Annotated in this window: 12 protein-coding genes and 1 pseudogene; 7 read left to right on the top strand and 6 right to left on the bottom strand. The window is 52.6% G+C overall.

The annotated features are described in order from the left end of the window. Positions 1-174 precede the first annotated feature (174 nt). Both umuC and umuD read right to left on the bottom strand, forming a co-directional pair. Entirely contained in the window at positions 175-1437 is a 1263-nt protein-coding gene (gene umuC / locus AC6I8X_RS08355) for a translesion error-prone DNA polymerase V subunit UmuC (protein WP_497840882.1), read from the bottom strand. After that, the gene (umuD, locus tag AC6I8X_RS08350) at positions 1421-1855 is read right to left on the bottom strand and encodes a translesion error-prone DNA polymerase V autoproteolytic subunit (RefSeq protein ID WP_313683403.1); all 435 of its coding nucleotides are present in this window, start codon (positions 1853-1855) and stop codon (positions 1421-1423) included. The genes umuC and umuD overlap by 17 nt, the downstream gene beginning before the upstream one ends. Before the next feature lie 118 nt (positions 1856-1973). Between umuD and AC6I8X_RS08345 the strand changes: the two are divergent. After that, positions 1974-2114, top strand: a pseudogene (locus AC6I8X_RS08345) (DUF4113 domain-containing protein); the annotation flags it as partial. 19 nt (positions 2115-2133) lie between these two features. Here the strand turns inward: AC6I8X_RS08345 and AC6I8X_RS08340 are convergent. Together AC6I8X_RS08340 and AC6I8X_RS08335 are read right to left on the bottom strand one after the other, a co-directional pair. Then, positions 2134-3213: a Fic family protein gene (locus tag AC6I8X_RS08340; protein WP_497840881.1), complete on the bottom strand. Its 1080-nt coding sequence runs from the start codon at positions 3211-3213 to the stop codon at positions 2134-2136. A 172-nt stretch (positions 3214-3385) separates the two neighbouring features. Beyond that, positions 3386-3898, bottom strand: a complete 513-nt coding sequence (locus AC6I8X_RS08335; protein WP_313683401.1) for a P-loop nucleotide/nucleoside kinase family protein — start codon at positions 3896-3898, stop codon at positions 3386-3388. Between the two features lie 113 nt (positions 3899-4011). Here AC6I8X_RS08335 and AC6I8X_RS08330 point away from each other — a divergent pair, with 113 nt between their 5' ends. The 4 genes from AC6I8X_RS08330 (at position 4012) to dcuR (ending at position 7594) form a co-directional block, all read left to right on the top strand. Next, positions 4012-4578: a flavin reductase family protein gene (locus AC6I8X_RS08330; protein ID WP_313683400.1), complete on the top strand. Its 567-nt coding sequence runs from the start codon at positions 4012-4014 to the stop codon at positions 4576-4578. A 64-nt stretch (positions 4579-4642) separates the two neighbouring features. Beyond that, positions 4643-5185, top strand: coding sequence for a peptide-methionine (S)-S-oxide reductase MsrA (msrA, locus tag AC6I8X_RS08325; RefSeq protein ID WP_299452274.1), 543 nt, complete (start codon positions 4643-4645; stop codon positions 5183-5185). A 55-nt stretch (positions 5186-5240) separates the two neighbouring features. Continuing rightward, a complete protein-coding gene (locus AC6I8X_RS08320) occupies positions 5241-6878 on the top strand; it encodes a sensor histidine kinase (RefSeq protein ID WP_409521667.1) in 1638 nt (545 codons plus the stop codon). Further along, positions 6875-7594, top strand: a complete 720-nt coding sequence (dcuR, locus tag AC6I8X_RS08315) for a two-component system response regulator DcuR (protein WP_497840880.1) — start codon at positions 6875-6877, stop codon at positions 7592-7594. The genes AC6I8X_RS08320 and dcuR overlap by 4 nt, the downstream gene beginning before the upstream one ends. Here dcuR and AC6I8X_RS08310 read toward each other — a convergent pair. Then, positions 7588-8553: an FAD:protein FMN transferase gene (locus AC6I8X_RS08310; protein WP_497840879.1), complete on the bottom strand. Its 966-nt coding sequence runs from the start codon at positions 8551-8553 to the stop codon at positions 7588-7590. The two genes, dcuR and AC6I8X_RS08310, sit on opposite strands and share 7 nt — an antisense overlap. An 87-nt stretch (positions 8554-8640) precedes the next feature. Continuing rightward, a complete protein-coding gene (locus AC6I8X_RS08305; RefSeq protein WP_313683396.1) occupies positions 8641-11418 on the bottom strand; it encodes a flavocytochrome c in 2778 nt (925 codons plus the stop codon). A gap of 588 nt (positions 11419-12006) precedes the next feature. On the opposite strand from AC6I8X_RS08305, the gene AC6I8X_RS08300 reads away from it, so the two are divergent. Both AC6I8X_RS08300 and fumA read left to right on the top strand, forming a co-directional pair. Beyond that, positions 12007-13518 (top strand): anion permease, encoded by a 1512-nt coding sequence (locus AC6I8X_RS08300; RefSeq protein ID WP_313683395.1) that lies wholly within the window; start codon positions 12007-12009, stop codon positions 13516-13518. Positions 13519-13690: 172 nt separating this feature from the next. Continuing rightward, entirely contained in the window at positions 13691-15334 is a 1644-nt protein-coding gene (gene fumA / locus AC6I8X_RS08295; protein WP_313683394.1) for a class I fumarate hydratase FumA, read from the top strand. Positions 15335-15464 lie beyond the last annotated feature (130 nt).

The raw sequence follows: 15464 nt of genomic DNA, 5'->3' as shown, positions 1-15464 counted from the left end.
TCCTTGTTCGCAGAGGCGATGGCGATCAGAAAAAGGGTAAAATTCAGGAAATGCTCTTATGAGCATCGGCCTGAAACAGAAAATCTTTAATGGAAGGTCACGGGGATGATTGGTGGTGCTGTCCAACAATGACGACTGCATCAGCTCGTAAATCATAACCCTATAATCTGAAAGTTATTTTACGATAGGCAAGTCTGAATACCGTGTTGTATAACAAGGGGACAACATTTCTCGCTTCATCGTCCAGGATTTATTCGTACCCTGGCCTGCAAACCACACTGAGCCACGCCCAGATCTATTAAGCTTGTCGACCACTTTCATGAGTGCGGCGCTGTTTGGCCTCGGTTGATAATCATCGAACAAATTGAGTTGCGCCACTCCCTGGTTGAAAAAATCACTCAACATCACGCCTGCTTTCATATAGCGATAACCGGAAATCCAGATCCGGCCGAGGGCTTCTGTGGCAACACGTATAATATCCCGGGTATCATTGGAAGGTATCATCAGCTTGCCCGATGACTGATTACCATAGAAAACTTCACCCTGGGCATGTGGACTGGTACGGATAAACACGCTGATGTAGCAACAGAATTGCTTCTCTGCGCGTAATTTCTCAGCGGCACGTTCGGCATAGGTGCAAATTGCCTGATGCATATCGCCATACTCCGTGATACGGCTGCCAAAAGAGCGGCTGCATATTATTTGTTGCTTAGTCGGAGAAAACTCTTCCAGCCCCAAACACGGCTCACCACGTAATTCTCTTGAGGTTCTTTCCAGCACCACATTGAAGTGCTTACGCACCACCCAATTTGAACAGTCGGCCAGATGTAAGGCAGTTTCAATTCCCATCAGATTCAGTTTCTTACTAATACGCCGTCCAACGCCCCATACGTCACTGACGGGTACCAGTGCCAGCAGTTTACGCTGGCGATCAACATTTGATAAATCGACCACGCCTCCAGTACCCGGCCATTTTTTTGCTGCGTAATTAGCTAACTTGGCTAATGTTTTGGTCGGGGCAATCCCTACTCCAACAGTCAAACCCGTTTCTCTAAGCAGACGCTTGCGGATTTCGCGACCGAACACCGCAAGGTCGATGCAGCTCCTTACGCCCGTCACATCGAGGAAAGCTTCATCAATTGAATAAATCTCCACCCGCGGAGCCATTTCTTCGAGGATTGTCATCACCCGACGACTCATGTCGGCATACAGCGCGTAATTAGAACTGAACACCTGGACCTGCTGGCGCTTCAGTTCATCCTGCAACTTGAAATAGGGGCTAGCCATGCCAATCCCCAATTCCTTCGCTTCTGCTGAACGTGAAATGATGCATCCATCATTGTTAGAAACGACAACGACAGGTTTACCTTGCAGGTCCGGCCGAAAAACGGTCTCACAGGAAGTATAAAAACTATTTACATCAACAAGCGCGAACATGTCTGTGATCTTTCAGGGTAAACGTGACTACGCCAAAAATTGCCAACTCCTCTTCCGTTCCGAAAACGATAGGAGAGTAATTCCTGTTCCGCGGCATGAGCTGAAGGCGTGGGGAAGTTTGGAGTTCTTTCACCGTGAATTCGCCCGCTACCGCAGCAATCACGATATCACCATGAACTGCAGATAATGAGCGGTCTACAACCAGTAAGTCACCGTGACTTATGCCTGCGTCTACCATCGAATCGCCGCTCACTCTGACAAAGTATGTTGCGCCAGGATGTCTGACAACGAGTTTATTCAAATCGAGACTGTCCTCGACGTAATCCTGAGCGGGGCTGGGAAAGCCGCAGGGTACGCGTTCTATAAAGAGCGGAAGTTGGCTCGTTACATCGGACTCAGAGGGAATAATTAGTTGCATAATGGGCACTCAAAAATACTGTATTCATATACAGTATCAATGATTATTCTGATTGATCAAGAGCCCTGAAGGTGGATTTGCAGAAAGCCGTTGAAGCTCCTCTGAATTTAAGTTGAAACTCATCGACCGTCTGAATGCCTACCAGCGCGGCGCATTATGGTTTGCCGGTCAGGGCATCCAGAAAGCCTGGTCGATGAAACGGGAGATGCTGTCACCCGCCTACACCACGCGGTTTTCTGATGTACTGGTGGTGCGATAATACGTAAACACTGGAGTTTTTAACTGTGGGCTATGATCAATTTGCACAATGGCTCATTGATATAATAGTTAGCCCGGCCGACTTTCTGTTTAATTAAAAAGCCGTGTTCGACCAATTGTTCCAGATATTTAGTCGCTGTAATTCGTGTCACCCCCAGTTCTTCAACAATAAACTCGATTTTAGTGTAGGGGTGGTTAAACAGGTTATTGAGTAAATCCTGACTGTAAATTTTAGGCAGTTGCTCGCGTATGCCATGTTTGACGCTAGCCATCAGTGTTTTCATTTGAGTAATGAGCGAGATGGTATTTTTGGCAGTGTCAATCACACCATCAAGCATAAACAGCAGCCAGGGCTCCCAGTTACCTGAGTCTCTCACCACCTGAAAATTAGCGTAATAAGCCGCTTTGTGATGAATGATAAAACGGCTCAGGTATAACACTGGCAGGTTGAGCAAGTCTTTAACCACCAAATACAGGATATTGAGGATACGCCCCGTCCTGCCATTACCATCATAAAAAGGATGAATACTTTCAAACTGGTGGTGAATGATAGCCATTTTCACCAGGGGGTCAGCTTCACACATGCTGTCATCATTGATAAAGGCGATGAGATTTTCCATCAACAACGCGATTTCATCAGCATGCTGAGGGGGTGTATAAATGATTTCGCCAGTGCTGGCATTCTTCAAATCTGTTCCAGGAAGCCTGCGAAGGCCCGCATTATTGTGCTCCAGTTGCTGTTGCACCGCGAGTATGTCACCAAAGCGGATCAATTTGTTTTGACGCGCGGTGTGAAACCCCTGTTTCAGGGCAAAAGCATAGTCCTGCACCTCTTTAGTGGCAGGTGTGGTGATTGCTTCCTGAAATAAATTAGCCTTGTAGAGTTCATCGTGGGTGGTGACGATATTTTCAACTTCAGAGCTGTCTTTTGCCTCTTGCAATGACAGGGTGTTAATCAATATGGCTTCATTAGGAATGCTGGCCGCCACGCCTTTCAACTCGGCCAGGTAACGATGGGCTTCAGCTGTCTTTTTAAGTACTGCACGTGTCTCCCACTCGTCAATATTATCCAGTGGGAGAGGAGCAAGGTTCGCTGACATAGTTAAAATTCCCCCTTTTTTATATTTATTAAGCCAGATATGTATAAAAAACCGGAGTAATTATACATCAAAGCGGGAATGTGTATGGTTTTTCTCGTTTTATATGCATTTTAAAACAATACCTAAGCATAGTCTGCAGACCAATGCACCAGCAACGTGTTAACCTACACGGCTACGATGCCGGCCAGCTCACCACATTAAACCCCTCTTCTGGCTGCGGGGCGACAAAGTAGCTGTTGATCAGTGCGAACTGCGCATCGGTGGCAGCGAAATCATGTTCACCCGTCGCATTGCGTGCATGCAGCCGCGTTTTGCACAGATCATCCGGCACATCGAGAAAATGCAGCTGATGCGCAGCCTCGGCGGTCTGGATCACCGTTTTCATCCACTGCCGGTTTTGCAGCGTATTGGCGGGAAAATCCAGCACCACCGATACCCCACAGCGCAGCAGCGAGATCAGGTGCGGCGTCATGGCGTTACGCAGTTTCGCGGCACAGCGGACATAATCCGTCACCTCACGCATTTCATCGGCAAACAAATGCGCCAGCCAGGCATCTTCACTGATGATCACCGCGCCCGTTTCCTGAGCCAGCCGATGTGCCAGCGTCGATTTCCCGGCAGCAATTTTGCCGCACAGCAGATGTAAAGTGGCGGGGGATTGTGTTAACGCGCGCGCAGACGCCATAAAGCAGCTCCTTTTAAGATGACGGCTTACCATGCCTGCAATTGACGCACAGGTAAAGCCCTGTCCAGGGTTCGCTACACTTAAAACATCCTTCGAGAAAAAGGAGCAGCACAATGAACCAGAATCTGCATAAAATCGATTTTCCGGTCAGCAAGGCGCGGAAATATCTGGAGCCAGGACCGGTGGTGCTGGTCAGCTCGCAGTTTGGCGATCAGCACGACATCATGACGCTCGGCTGGCACACTATCCTGGAGTTCTCGCCGTCGCTGGTGGGCTGTATGATCGCCGGAGGCAATTACAGCCATGAACTGATTCGGCAAAGCGGCCAGTGCGTGATCAACGTACCCTCATCCGATTTAATCGATAGCGTAGTGGCGATTGGTAACTGCCACGGCGATCGTATCGACAAGTTTGCTGCCTTTAAGCTGACCGCAGAACCGGCGACAAAAGTTAACGCGCCGTTGATTCAGGAGTGCTTCGCCAGTTTTGAGTGTCAGCTGTACGACGATACGATGGTGGATAACTACAATCTGTTTATTTTTGAGGTCGTCAAAGCGCATGTAGCGGAGAAGCCGGAGTTTCCGCCGACCCTGCACTATACCGGTGAAGGTCGTTTTACCGTGATGAGCAATCTGTTGCTCGATAAACACCGCGACTTTAAGCCAGAAATGTTAATCTAAACAAGGTTGATTTCATGAAAGCGCGCCCCCACAGTAACGCTTTCGCCCTGACAGGAGTAAAGACATGGCAATTGAATACGCGGTGATCGCGGGTGGCTGTTTCTGGTGTACCGAAGCGGTATTTAAAGGTCTGATTGGCGTTGAGTCAGTCGAAAGTGGTTATACCGGCGGCACCCGCCCTCATCCCACTTATGAGCAGGTATGCAGCGGCGCCACCGGCCATGCCGAAGCGATCCGTATCGGTTTCGATCCGGCGCAGATAGGTTACGGCGATCTGCTGGATATCAGCTTTGTCACCCATGACCCAACGCAGCTTAACCGCCAGGGCAACGACATCGGCACCCAGTATCGTTCTGCTATCTTCCCGGCCAACGCCGAACAGGAAGCTGAAGCCATCGCGGCTATCGCCCGCGCGCAGGAAGATAATAAAGATCCGATTGTCACCACCATCGAACCGCTGGGGGAATGGTATCCGGCGGAAGATTATCACCAGGATTACTGGGATGGCGCGGGTCAGCGCAACGGTTACTGCCTCGCCGTGATCCCGCCGAAGTTGCAGAAGCTGAAAAAGAGCTTTGCTAACCGCGTGAAACCGCAGAGCGAATGACCGTCCGGGTGCGTGCTTGCACGCACCCCTAAAAAAAACGCGACGATACCTGCCTATGCCAGAACCCTATTCTCCACCGGATTTCCCACCGCGTAAGCGACCGATGAAACTCAATACGCTGGTCACGCTGATGCTTAGCACCGTGATCGCGCTGGTGCTGCTCAGCGTCCACCTTATTTACTTCTTTCAGATTGGTGCCACCACGCGCGCGCAGCTGGAAGATAAAGCCATGGCGGTGGCGCGCACCCTGGCCGATTCGCCGGAAGTACAACGCGCACTGTTGCTGCCACCCAATGTCCGGTCAATTCAGCCCATCGCCGCAGAAATCCAGCAGAGTAATAACCTGCTGTTTGTGGTGGTAACCAATATGCAGGGCATTCGCTATTCCCATCTCAACCCGGAGCTGGTCGGCCAGCATTTTATCGGTGACGATCTCGAACCTGCGTTGCGTGGCCATGAAAATGTCTCGGTGAATCAGGGGGCGCTGGTCAAAGCCCTGCGCGTGTTTACCCCGGTGTATAACGCGCAAAAACAGCAGATTGGCGTGGTGGTGATTGGTATTTCCCTCAGTGCGGTGACTGACCAGATAAACCAGAGCCGCTGGAGCGTGCTATGGACGGTGTTGATTGGCGCGCTGGTGGGTGCACTCGGTACCTTTATTCTGGTGCGGGTGCTGAAACGTATTCTGTTCGGCCTCGAACCGCATGAAATCTCCACGCTGTTCGAGCAACGTCAGGCGATCCTCAATTCGGTGAAAGAAGGTGTGGTGGCGGTGGATGACCAGGGCGAGGTCACGCTGGTCAACCAGGCGGCACAAAAACTGCTGAGTGCCGAGATCGCCACCAGCGCCATCAGTGCCGACCGCATTTACGATGCCTCGGTGATCAACACCCATCTGCAGGATGTGCTGCAAAGTGGCCGTCCGCGCCGTGATGAAGAATTGAATGTGAACGGCCATGTGTTGCTCAGCAATACGGTGCCGGTGCGCAGCCAGGGACGGATTATCGGTGCGGTATGCACCTTCAGGGATAAGACGGAAATCAGCCAGCTGATGCAGCGCCTGAGCGGCATGGTAAACTATGTCGATGCGCTGCGTGAACGCTCGCATGAATTTATGAATAAGCTGCATGTGATCCTCGGCCTGCTGCATATGAAAAATTATGCGCAGGTGGAAACGTATGTGCTGAAAACCGCCAATAACTATCAGACCGAAATTGGTTCGCTGGTGCAGAAAATTAAGTCGCCAGTGATTGCCGGGTTCCTGCTGAGCAAGATCAGTCGCGCATCGGATCGCGGGCATAGTCTGACCCTCAGCGATGCCAGCTTTTTGCCCGACTGTGGCAACGAGCAACAGATGGCGGTGCTGATTACCGTGATTGGCAATCTGGTGGAGAACGCGCTGGATGCACTGGGTGACCAGACTGAAGGTGAGATCCATGTGATGTTGCATTATCAGAATGGCTGGCTGGCGTGCGAAGTGAGCGATGATGGCCCCGGCATTGACCCATTGATTCTGCCCACCATTTTCGCCAAAGGTTTCTCCACCAAAGGTGACGATCGCGGTGTCGGCCTGTTCCTGCTGAAGCAGCAGACCGAAAGCCTGGGCGGTGACGTCAGCGTGGAGTCAGAACCCGGCGTGTATACACAATTTTTAGTTCAGCTACCCTGGGATGGAGGAAATCAAACCGCATGATCAACGTGTTAGTGGTTGACGATGATGCAATGGTCGCAGAGCTTAATCGCTGCTATATCGGCCAGGTGCCCGGCTTTACCTGCTGTGGTACTGCCACAACGTTACAGCAGGCGAAAGAGAAGATCCTCAACAGCGAACCACCGGTCGATCTGGTGCTGCTGGATATTTATATGCAGCAGGAAAACGGCCTCGATCTGCTGCCGGAACTGCGTAAAGCCAACTGCCCGGTGGAGGTGATCATTATCTCTTCGGCTGCGGATGCTGCCACCATCAAAACCTCGCTGCATTATGGCGTGGTGGATTATCTGATCAAACCGTTCCAGTTCCCGCGTTTTGAAGAAGCACTGACCCAGTGGCGGCAGAAAAAATCGCTGATGGATAACCAGCATTATTATCAGCAGTCCGATGTCGATTTACTGATTCACGGTAGCCCGGCGACGCAGCATGACAGCAAGCGCCTGCCGAAAGGACTGACACCCCAGACGCTGCGCACCCTGTGTCAGTGGATTGATGCCCACCCGGGCACAGAATTCTCCACCGATGAACTGGCGGCCGAGGTGAATATCTCGCGCGTCTCCTGCCGTAAATATCTGATCTGGCTGGCACAGATCAACATCCTGTTCACCAGCATCCATTACGGTGCCACCGGCCGCCCGGTGTATCGCTATCGCTTGCAATCGGAATACCATTCGCTGCTGCAACAGTATTGTCAGTAACGCAGCGTCCACGCGGTGTCCAGTTGCTCAAAGCGAAACTGACGCGGTGAAGAACAGATAATTTCCCTGTCGCGCGTGACAAAAATCGCGTCGAGTTCGGGCTGGTCAGCAAGATACGCCAGCCCCTGCTCCACCCCCATGCCATACAGCAGCGTGGTGTAGATATCGCCATCCAGTGAACGATCGGAAATCACCGTGATGCTCAGCAATTCATTGTCGAGCGGATAGCCAGTACGCGGATCGAAGATATGATGCCAGCAACGGCCATCCCGTTCGAAATAGCGTTCATAAATACCCGATGTCACCACGGACTTCCCCTGCACCCGTAACACACCAAGCAGCTCATCTTCACGGCCAAACGGTTTTTTCAGGCCGATGCCCCAACCCGCCCCATCATGAGGGGGAGACCCCAGCGTCTGGACGTTGCCGCCGAGGTTAATCAGCGCCTGCTGCACGCCCTGCTGGCGTAAAAAGCGTTGCACGCGATCGGCAATGTAACCTTTGGCAATCGCACCGAGATCAATCTCCATGCCGGGTTGTTGCAGGAATACCGATCGTTCAGCTTCATTCAGCACTACCTGATGCGGATCGGTCACTTGCAGCAGCGCCGCGATCTCCGCTGCCGGTGGCACCTCATGGCCCTGAAAACCAATTTTCCAGCGTTTCACCACCGGCCCAATGGTGAAGTTAAAGGCGCTGTGCGGCAACAGGCTCACCGCGTGAGCCACGCTGATCAAGGCAAACACCGGCTCACTGACCACCACCGGATGGCGACCGGCAGCAGAGTTGATCGCCATCACTTCTGAGTCGGCACGATTAACGGTAAACAGATTCTCCTGCTGTTTGATCAGCCGGAACACCTGCGCCGCGAGGGATGAGTTGTCTTCGAAGAGTTTAAGCAGAATGGGCGAACCCATCAGAACGGCGGAATACGCATAGACGCCTGCGTCTGTAGTCATTATCGCCTCATTCAGGTGTAGCGGCGCGATTTATCGCGCGGGTCTTAAAAATCGCGCCGCTACGAATGGTTTGTCGAAAACCGTTGCTTAGCCTAACGCCAACGCCGCAGCGTTACGTCCGGCTTTGATACCGAAGATAATGATATCAGCAACCGCGTTACCTCCGATACGGTTCGCACCATGAATACCACCGACCACTTCACCCGCCGCCCAGGCACCCGGAATCACCTGTTTCTGCGCATCCAGCACTGCGGTGTCGGTATTGATGGTGACACCGCCCATGGTGTGGTGCACCCCTGGGGCGATGCGGATGGCAAAGTAAGGTCCGTGATTGAGCGGATGACGCAGCGCGGTTTTACGGCCAAAGTCTTCGTCATTCTGCTGCTCAACAAACTGGTTGTAACGGTTCAGGGTGGTTTGCAGCGCTTCTTGATCCATATTCAGTTTCACCGCCAGCTCGTGCGGGGTGGGTGCGCTGATGACAAAACCTTTGGCAATGTACTCATCCGCCGCTTTATTGTTCTGACGCACCTGTTCATCAAACATGATCCACGCGCTTTTTTCCGGCAGCGCGATAATCTCGGCGGAAACTTTGTCGCGGGTTTCCATTTCATTGTAGAAACGCTTGCCCGCCTGGCTCACCAGAATCGCCCCACCACCACGCATCGCTTCGGAAATCAGGTACGAGGTGGTTTGTTCGACAGTCGGGTGAATCTGGATCTCGCTCATATCGACGGTATCCGCACCGATTTTCTGCAACATGGCGATACCGCTACCGGTGGCCCCTTTGTGGTTGGTGGTGACAAAGCCATCCAGTTCAGGGCGGTATTTCACTACCATTTCACGGTTGGCGCTGAAACCGCCGGTCGCCACAATCACGCTTTTCGCGTTGAGGATACGGCTGTCATTGTACTCATCCACCACTTTCACGCCGCTGACCGCGCCGTTTTCGAACAGGATTTCTGCCACTGAGGTTTCCAGCAGCACTTCGATATTGCGCTGGTTAACGTTTTTCACCAGACCACTGATCAGGAAACCACCGACAGCGGAGCGATCTTCCGGACGGTGGGTACGGTCAATGCTCATCCCGCCAGTGATGGTGATGTCGCACAACTCAATGCCTTTATCGGTCAGCCAGTCAATCGCGCCGGGAGCCTGTTCCACAAACTCGCGCAACAGCACCGGGTTGTTTTTGAATTTACCGCCTTTCAGCGTCTCGTCATAAAACAGCTCTTTGCTGTCCTCGATGCCTTTCAGGCGCTGATAACGGGTTTCTGCCGCATTCATACCGACGGACGCTTTGATGGTATTACCGCCGATAGTCGGCATCTTCTCGATAATTACCACGCGAGCACCATCATCATGCGCCTGGATTGCTGCTGCCAGACCGGCACCGCCGCTACCCACCACCACCACATCGTAATTAACTGGCGCATTCGGGTTACCGCCCTCGTCAATCACATGTTCTTTGCTGGAAGTCGCCAGTGCGCGTGATACCGCTTTTTTCAGCGCCTCACTCTGGGTGGTAGCGCCAGTTACCGCATCCACATGCGGGCTGTTCGCCACCAGAATGCGGGAACGCAGGCTTTCAAAGGTACTGGTGAAATCGACGTCCAGCGTGTCATCCGGCACCAGCGAGATATCGGTGATACGGTCGGTATCCAGCGTCACATTGATTTTCAGTTTCAGCGCTTCGGCTTCGACTTTTTCCTGGAACACGCCCGCCTTGTATTTACGGCCGGTGTCGCTCATATCACGGATCATCGCGTCCACCAGCGAGAAGCGCCACAGCGGTTCCGGGATAACCAGTTCTTCGCGTTTGGTGCTGTCGATAAACAGCTCCATATGTTCGTTTCTGATCACGCGATCGGCCCAATCCGGGTAGGCGATGCAGGCTTTACCAATCGCCACCAGATCGAAACCATGCTCCAGCGCATTTTCCGCATCTTCTTTATTCACCACCCCGCCAACACCAATCACCGGTACTTTCGCCAGCGTCGGCGAACGCAGCGCCCGATATTTGGTGATGAGCGGCGTCGGATCTTTGGTATCGACAATCGACGGCCGCAGCAGTTGTCCAACGGAGAAGTGCACATAATCGAGACCGCGCGCCGCCAGTTTTTCCAGCAGGTACATGGTATCGTCAAAACGGATACCCGGCACTTCCAACTCTTCCGGCGAGAAACGATAGCCAATGATAAAGTCAGCTGCCGCAAAGCGGTCCGCCATTTTATGGGTGATTTCCAGCACTTCTAATGGGAAGCGGGCACGGTTGTCGCGGCTGCCGCCCCATTTGTCATCGCGCTGGTTGGAGTTCGGTGAGTAGAACTGCTGAATCAGGTAAGTGTTAGCACCGTGGATCTCGACGCCATCAAAACCCGCCTTAATGGCACGGTTCACCGCATCACCGAATTTGGTGATCATCACATCGACTTCTTCCGCCGTCAGCGCCTGGGGAGTCGGTGCGCCTTCTCGCGGTGCGGCCAGCGCGCTGGGCGCGACCGGCGTTTTGCCGCCAATCAGCGCAGGATCCACCATACGGCCACCGTGGTAGATCTGCAAAATGGCTTTGGAACCCTGCGATTTGATTGCATCCGCAATTTTCGCCAGGCCCGGGATTTTGTTGTCGCTATCGATGGCGATGGCACCTGGGAACGCCGGGCCACGGTTGTCGATAAAGCAGCATTCGACAATGACGGTACCGATACTCCCCGCACGAACGCGATAGTAGTCCACGAGGTCGCTGGTGACGCCGCCGTCAAAATAACCGGTACAGGTGGTCATCGGTGCCATCACCAGGCGGTTTTTCAATACAGCGCCTTTCGGCAGAGTGAGTGGATTAAGAATCGGGGTGAGCGTATTCATGATAACAACTCCAAAATTTAAAAGTTTCGAATTCTTTGACAGACGCAGTTATTTCAAATTTATTTAAGAGGTCCGATTTCATACCAACAATATACCAATTTCTTTAGTTACATAATTAATAAGTTTAGTTTTTTAACTTTTAAATTATTCTGGAAATAAACACTAAGACTGAATATTCGCCACTTAAAATGTTAGCGAAAGGTTGTCAAAAATCAATTTTTTCATTTACATGGAAATTAATTTATGATAAATCATGATGTTATCAGACACATCCCAGACGACAACACCGCCACCCTTGAGCTTTACGGCATTCAGGCGGCAACAAAAATGAATTAAGTAAGAGTAAGAATATATGTCAAAGACAAAAAGGATTTAATACTGAATCGATTTTTTGATCCAGATCAAAATGGAATTTTTAATAAATCGCATCATATTTACATTACGCAATTTTCTCTCTTCAATATTGCAATTCAAGAAGCATAAAAGACGTAACGGCAGCTTAAAAAAGTATCAGCTAAGTATTAATAACGGTAACACCTGTTGTCCCGGAACGTTAATCGCATTCTCCACAACTTGCAGACCAAAACCATGAAAACACAAACTACCCAGAGTGAACCCCTAAAAGCGCCGCCTGCCGCGCCGGGGAATAAAAACCGGCTCATTATGTTATGTCTGCCGGTGGTGATCGCTGTGCTGCTCCTCCTGGTGCCAACTCCCGCAGGGCTGGAGCCTTACGCCTGGCACTTCTTCGCTATCTTTGTCGGGGTGATTGTCGGCCTGATCTTCGAACCGCTGCCCGGTGCGGTGATTGGCCTGACCGGCGTGGTGGTGATCGCGTTGTTCAGTCAGTATCTGCTGTTCAGCCCGGCTGAACTGGCCGATCCGAAGTTCAAGATGGCTGGCCAGTCGTTCAAATGGGCGGTGAGCGGCTTCGGTAACTCCACCGTGTGGCTGATCTTCGGTGCCTTTATGTTTGCCGCCGGTTACGATAAAACCCAGTTCGGTCGCCGTCTGGCGCTGATTCTGGTGAAATATCTTGGCCGTCGCAGCCTGACACTCGGCTACGCCATCACCTTCGCTGACCTGTTACTGGCACCTTTCACCCCCTCCAACACCGCACGCAGTGGCGGCACCATCTATCCGATTATCGCCAACCTGCCGCCGCTGTATGGTTCAAAACCTAATGACCCGAGCGCGCGCAAAATTGGTTCTTATCTGATGTGGGTTGCCATCACCGCCACCTGTATCACCAGTTCTATGTTCCTGTCTGCGCTGGCTCCGAACCTGCTGGCTTTAGCGCTGATAAAAAGTGTGGTTGGCTTCGATATCTCCTGGGGCATGTGGTTCCTTGCCTTCCTGCCGCTGGGTGTGCTGCTGATCCTCACCATGCCGTTGCTGGCCTACTGGCTCTATCCGCCAGAAGTGAAACTGAACGATGAAGTGCCCCGCTGGGCCACCGCTGAGCTGGCAAAACTGGGCAAACTGTCGCGCAATGAAATCCTGCTGCTGGTGTTCGTGATTTCTGCACTGCTGATGTGGATCTTTGCCACTGCCTGGATTGAACCGGCAATGGCCGCCCTGCTGGTGATTGTGCTGATGCTGTGGACCGGCGTCCTTAACTGGAACGATATCACCAGTAATAAAGCCGCCTGGAACACCTTCGCCTGGTTTGCCACCCTGGTAGCGCTCGCCGATGGTCTGGCGAAAGTGGGCTTTATCGCCTGGCTGGGTAAAGAAGGCGGACAGTTGCTGCACGGTTATGACCCGCAAGTCTCAGCTGTGGTGCTGTTGATTGCCTTCTACGTTCTGCACTACCTGTTTGCCAGCACCACCGCACACACTACCGCATTGTTACCTGCCATGCTGACCATTGCAGCAGCCATTCCGGGTATCAATATGCCGGTGTTCTGTCTGATGCTGGCGACGTCATTGGGTGTGATGGGCATCATCACTCCGTACGGTACCGGCCCCAGCCCGATCTACTACGGTAGCGGCTATCTGCCGACCAAAGACTACTGGCGTCTGGGCACCATCTTCGGTGCGCTGTTCCTGGTTCTGCTGATGCTGGTTGCGTATCCGTGGATGGTGCTGATGTTCTGATGATGTTGCTTCGATGTTAAAAATCGCAGCCGCGAAAGAATGTTAAAATGCTATGATACTCGCCAGTCAGCCCTGAGCTGGGCTGGCGAGAGAAAAAACCTATAACGAATCGCTAATGATGTTGCCTGTCTTCTCTGTACCAGACAGGCGACACATAACTGAGTGAGCCAACATGTCGAATAAACCCTTCTACTATCAAAACCCCTTTCCTCTCGCCAAAGATGATACTGAGTACTACCTGCTCAGCCGCGATTATGTTTCCGTGGCGAATTTCGATGGCGAGGAAGTGTTAAAAGTCGATCCGCAAGCGCTGACCCTGCTGGCACAGCAGGCGTTCCACGATGCTTCTTTTATGCTGCGCGCCGCTCATCAACAGCAGGTGGCCTCGATTCTGGCGGATGATGAAGCCAGCCAGAATGACAAATACGTCGCCTTGCAGTTCCTGCGCAACTCCGAAATTGCGGCCAAAGGCGTGCTGCCGACCTGTCAGGACACCGGCACCGCCATCATCATGGGCAAAAAAGGCCAGCGCGTATGGACCGGTGGCGGTGACGAAGCCGCGCTGTCTCAGGGGGTGTACAACACCTTTATCGAAGATAACCTGCGCTACTCACAAAACGCCGCGCTGGATATGTATAAAGAGGTCAATACCGGCACTAACCTGCCTGCGCAAATCGACCTCTACAGCGTCGACGGTGATGAGTACAAATTCCTGTGTATCGCCAAGGGTGGCGGCTCCGCCAACAAGACCTATCTCTATCAGGAAACCAAAGCGCTGATCACCCCCGCGAAGCTGAAGAACTACCTGATCGACAAAATGATGTCGCTCGGCACAGCCGCCTGCCCGCCTTACCATATTGCGTTTGTCATCGGCGGCACCTCGGCGGAAAGTACGCTGAAAACGGTGAAACTGGCCTCCACCCATTATTACGATTCGCTGCCGACTGAAGGTAACGAGCACGGTCAGGCGTTCCGCGACGTGCAGCTGGAGCAGGAATTGCTGGAAGCGTCGCAGAAGCTGGGCCTCGGTGCACAGTTTGGCGGTAAATACTTCGCCCACGATATCCGTGTAGTGCGCCTGCCGCGTCATGGCGCTTCCTGCCCGGTGGGCATGGGGGTTTCCTGCTCGGCTGACCGTAATATCAAGGCGAAGATTAACCGTGAAGGGATCTGGATTGAGCAACTGGAACATAATCCAGGCCGCTTTATCCCGGAAGAACTGCGTCAACAGGGTGAAGGCGAAGTGGTCAACGTGGACCTCAATCGCCCGATGTCCGAGATTCTGGCGCAACTGTCGTCATACCCGGTATCGACCCGCCTGTCGCTGAACGGCACCATTATCGTGGCGCGCGACATTGCCCACGCCAAGCTGAAAGAACGTATTGATAACGGTGAAGGTCTGCCGCAATACATCAAAGATCATCCGGTGTATTACGCCGGCCCGGCTAAAACGCCGGAAGGTTATGCGTCAGGTTCACTTGGCCCAACCACCGCAGGTCGTATGGACTCGTACGTTGATCTGTTACAAGCCAACGGCGGTAGCATGGTGATGCTGGCGAAGGGTAACCGTAGCCAGCAGGTGACGGATGCCTGCCATAAACACGGCGGTTTCTACCTCGGCAGCATCGGCGGCCCGGCAGCCGTGCTGGCGCAGCAAAGTATTAAGAGCCTGGAATGCGTGGAATACGCAGAACTGGGGATGGAAGCGATCTGGAAGATTGAAGTGGAAAACTTCCCGGCGTTTATTCTGGTGGATGACAAAGGTAACGACTTCTTCCAGCAGATCCACAATCAGTGTGCGGCCTGCGTGAAGTAACCTCCTGAGGTGCGCAGCAATGCGCACCTCCACCGAATTGCGCGATAAATCGCGCCGCTACGGTTTAGCGCACGTACTGTGTAGCGGCGCGATTTATCGCGCAAATATGCTTTATGGTGCAGCCTGCACT

It is taken from the genome of Pantoea sp. X-Soil-TKNS-1280, from assembly GCF_059730475.1.
Note: the sequence above shows the minus strand (reverse complement) of the source record. Positions and strands in the feature narration are given on the sequence as shown.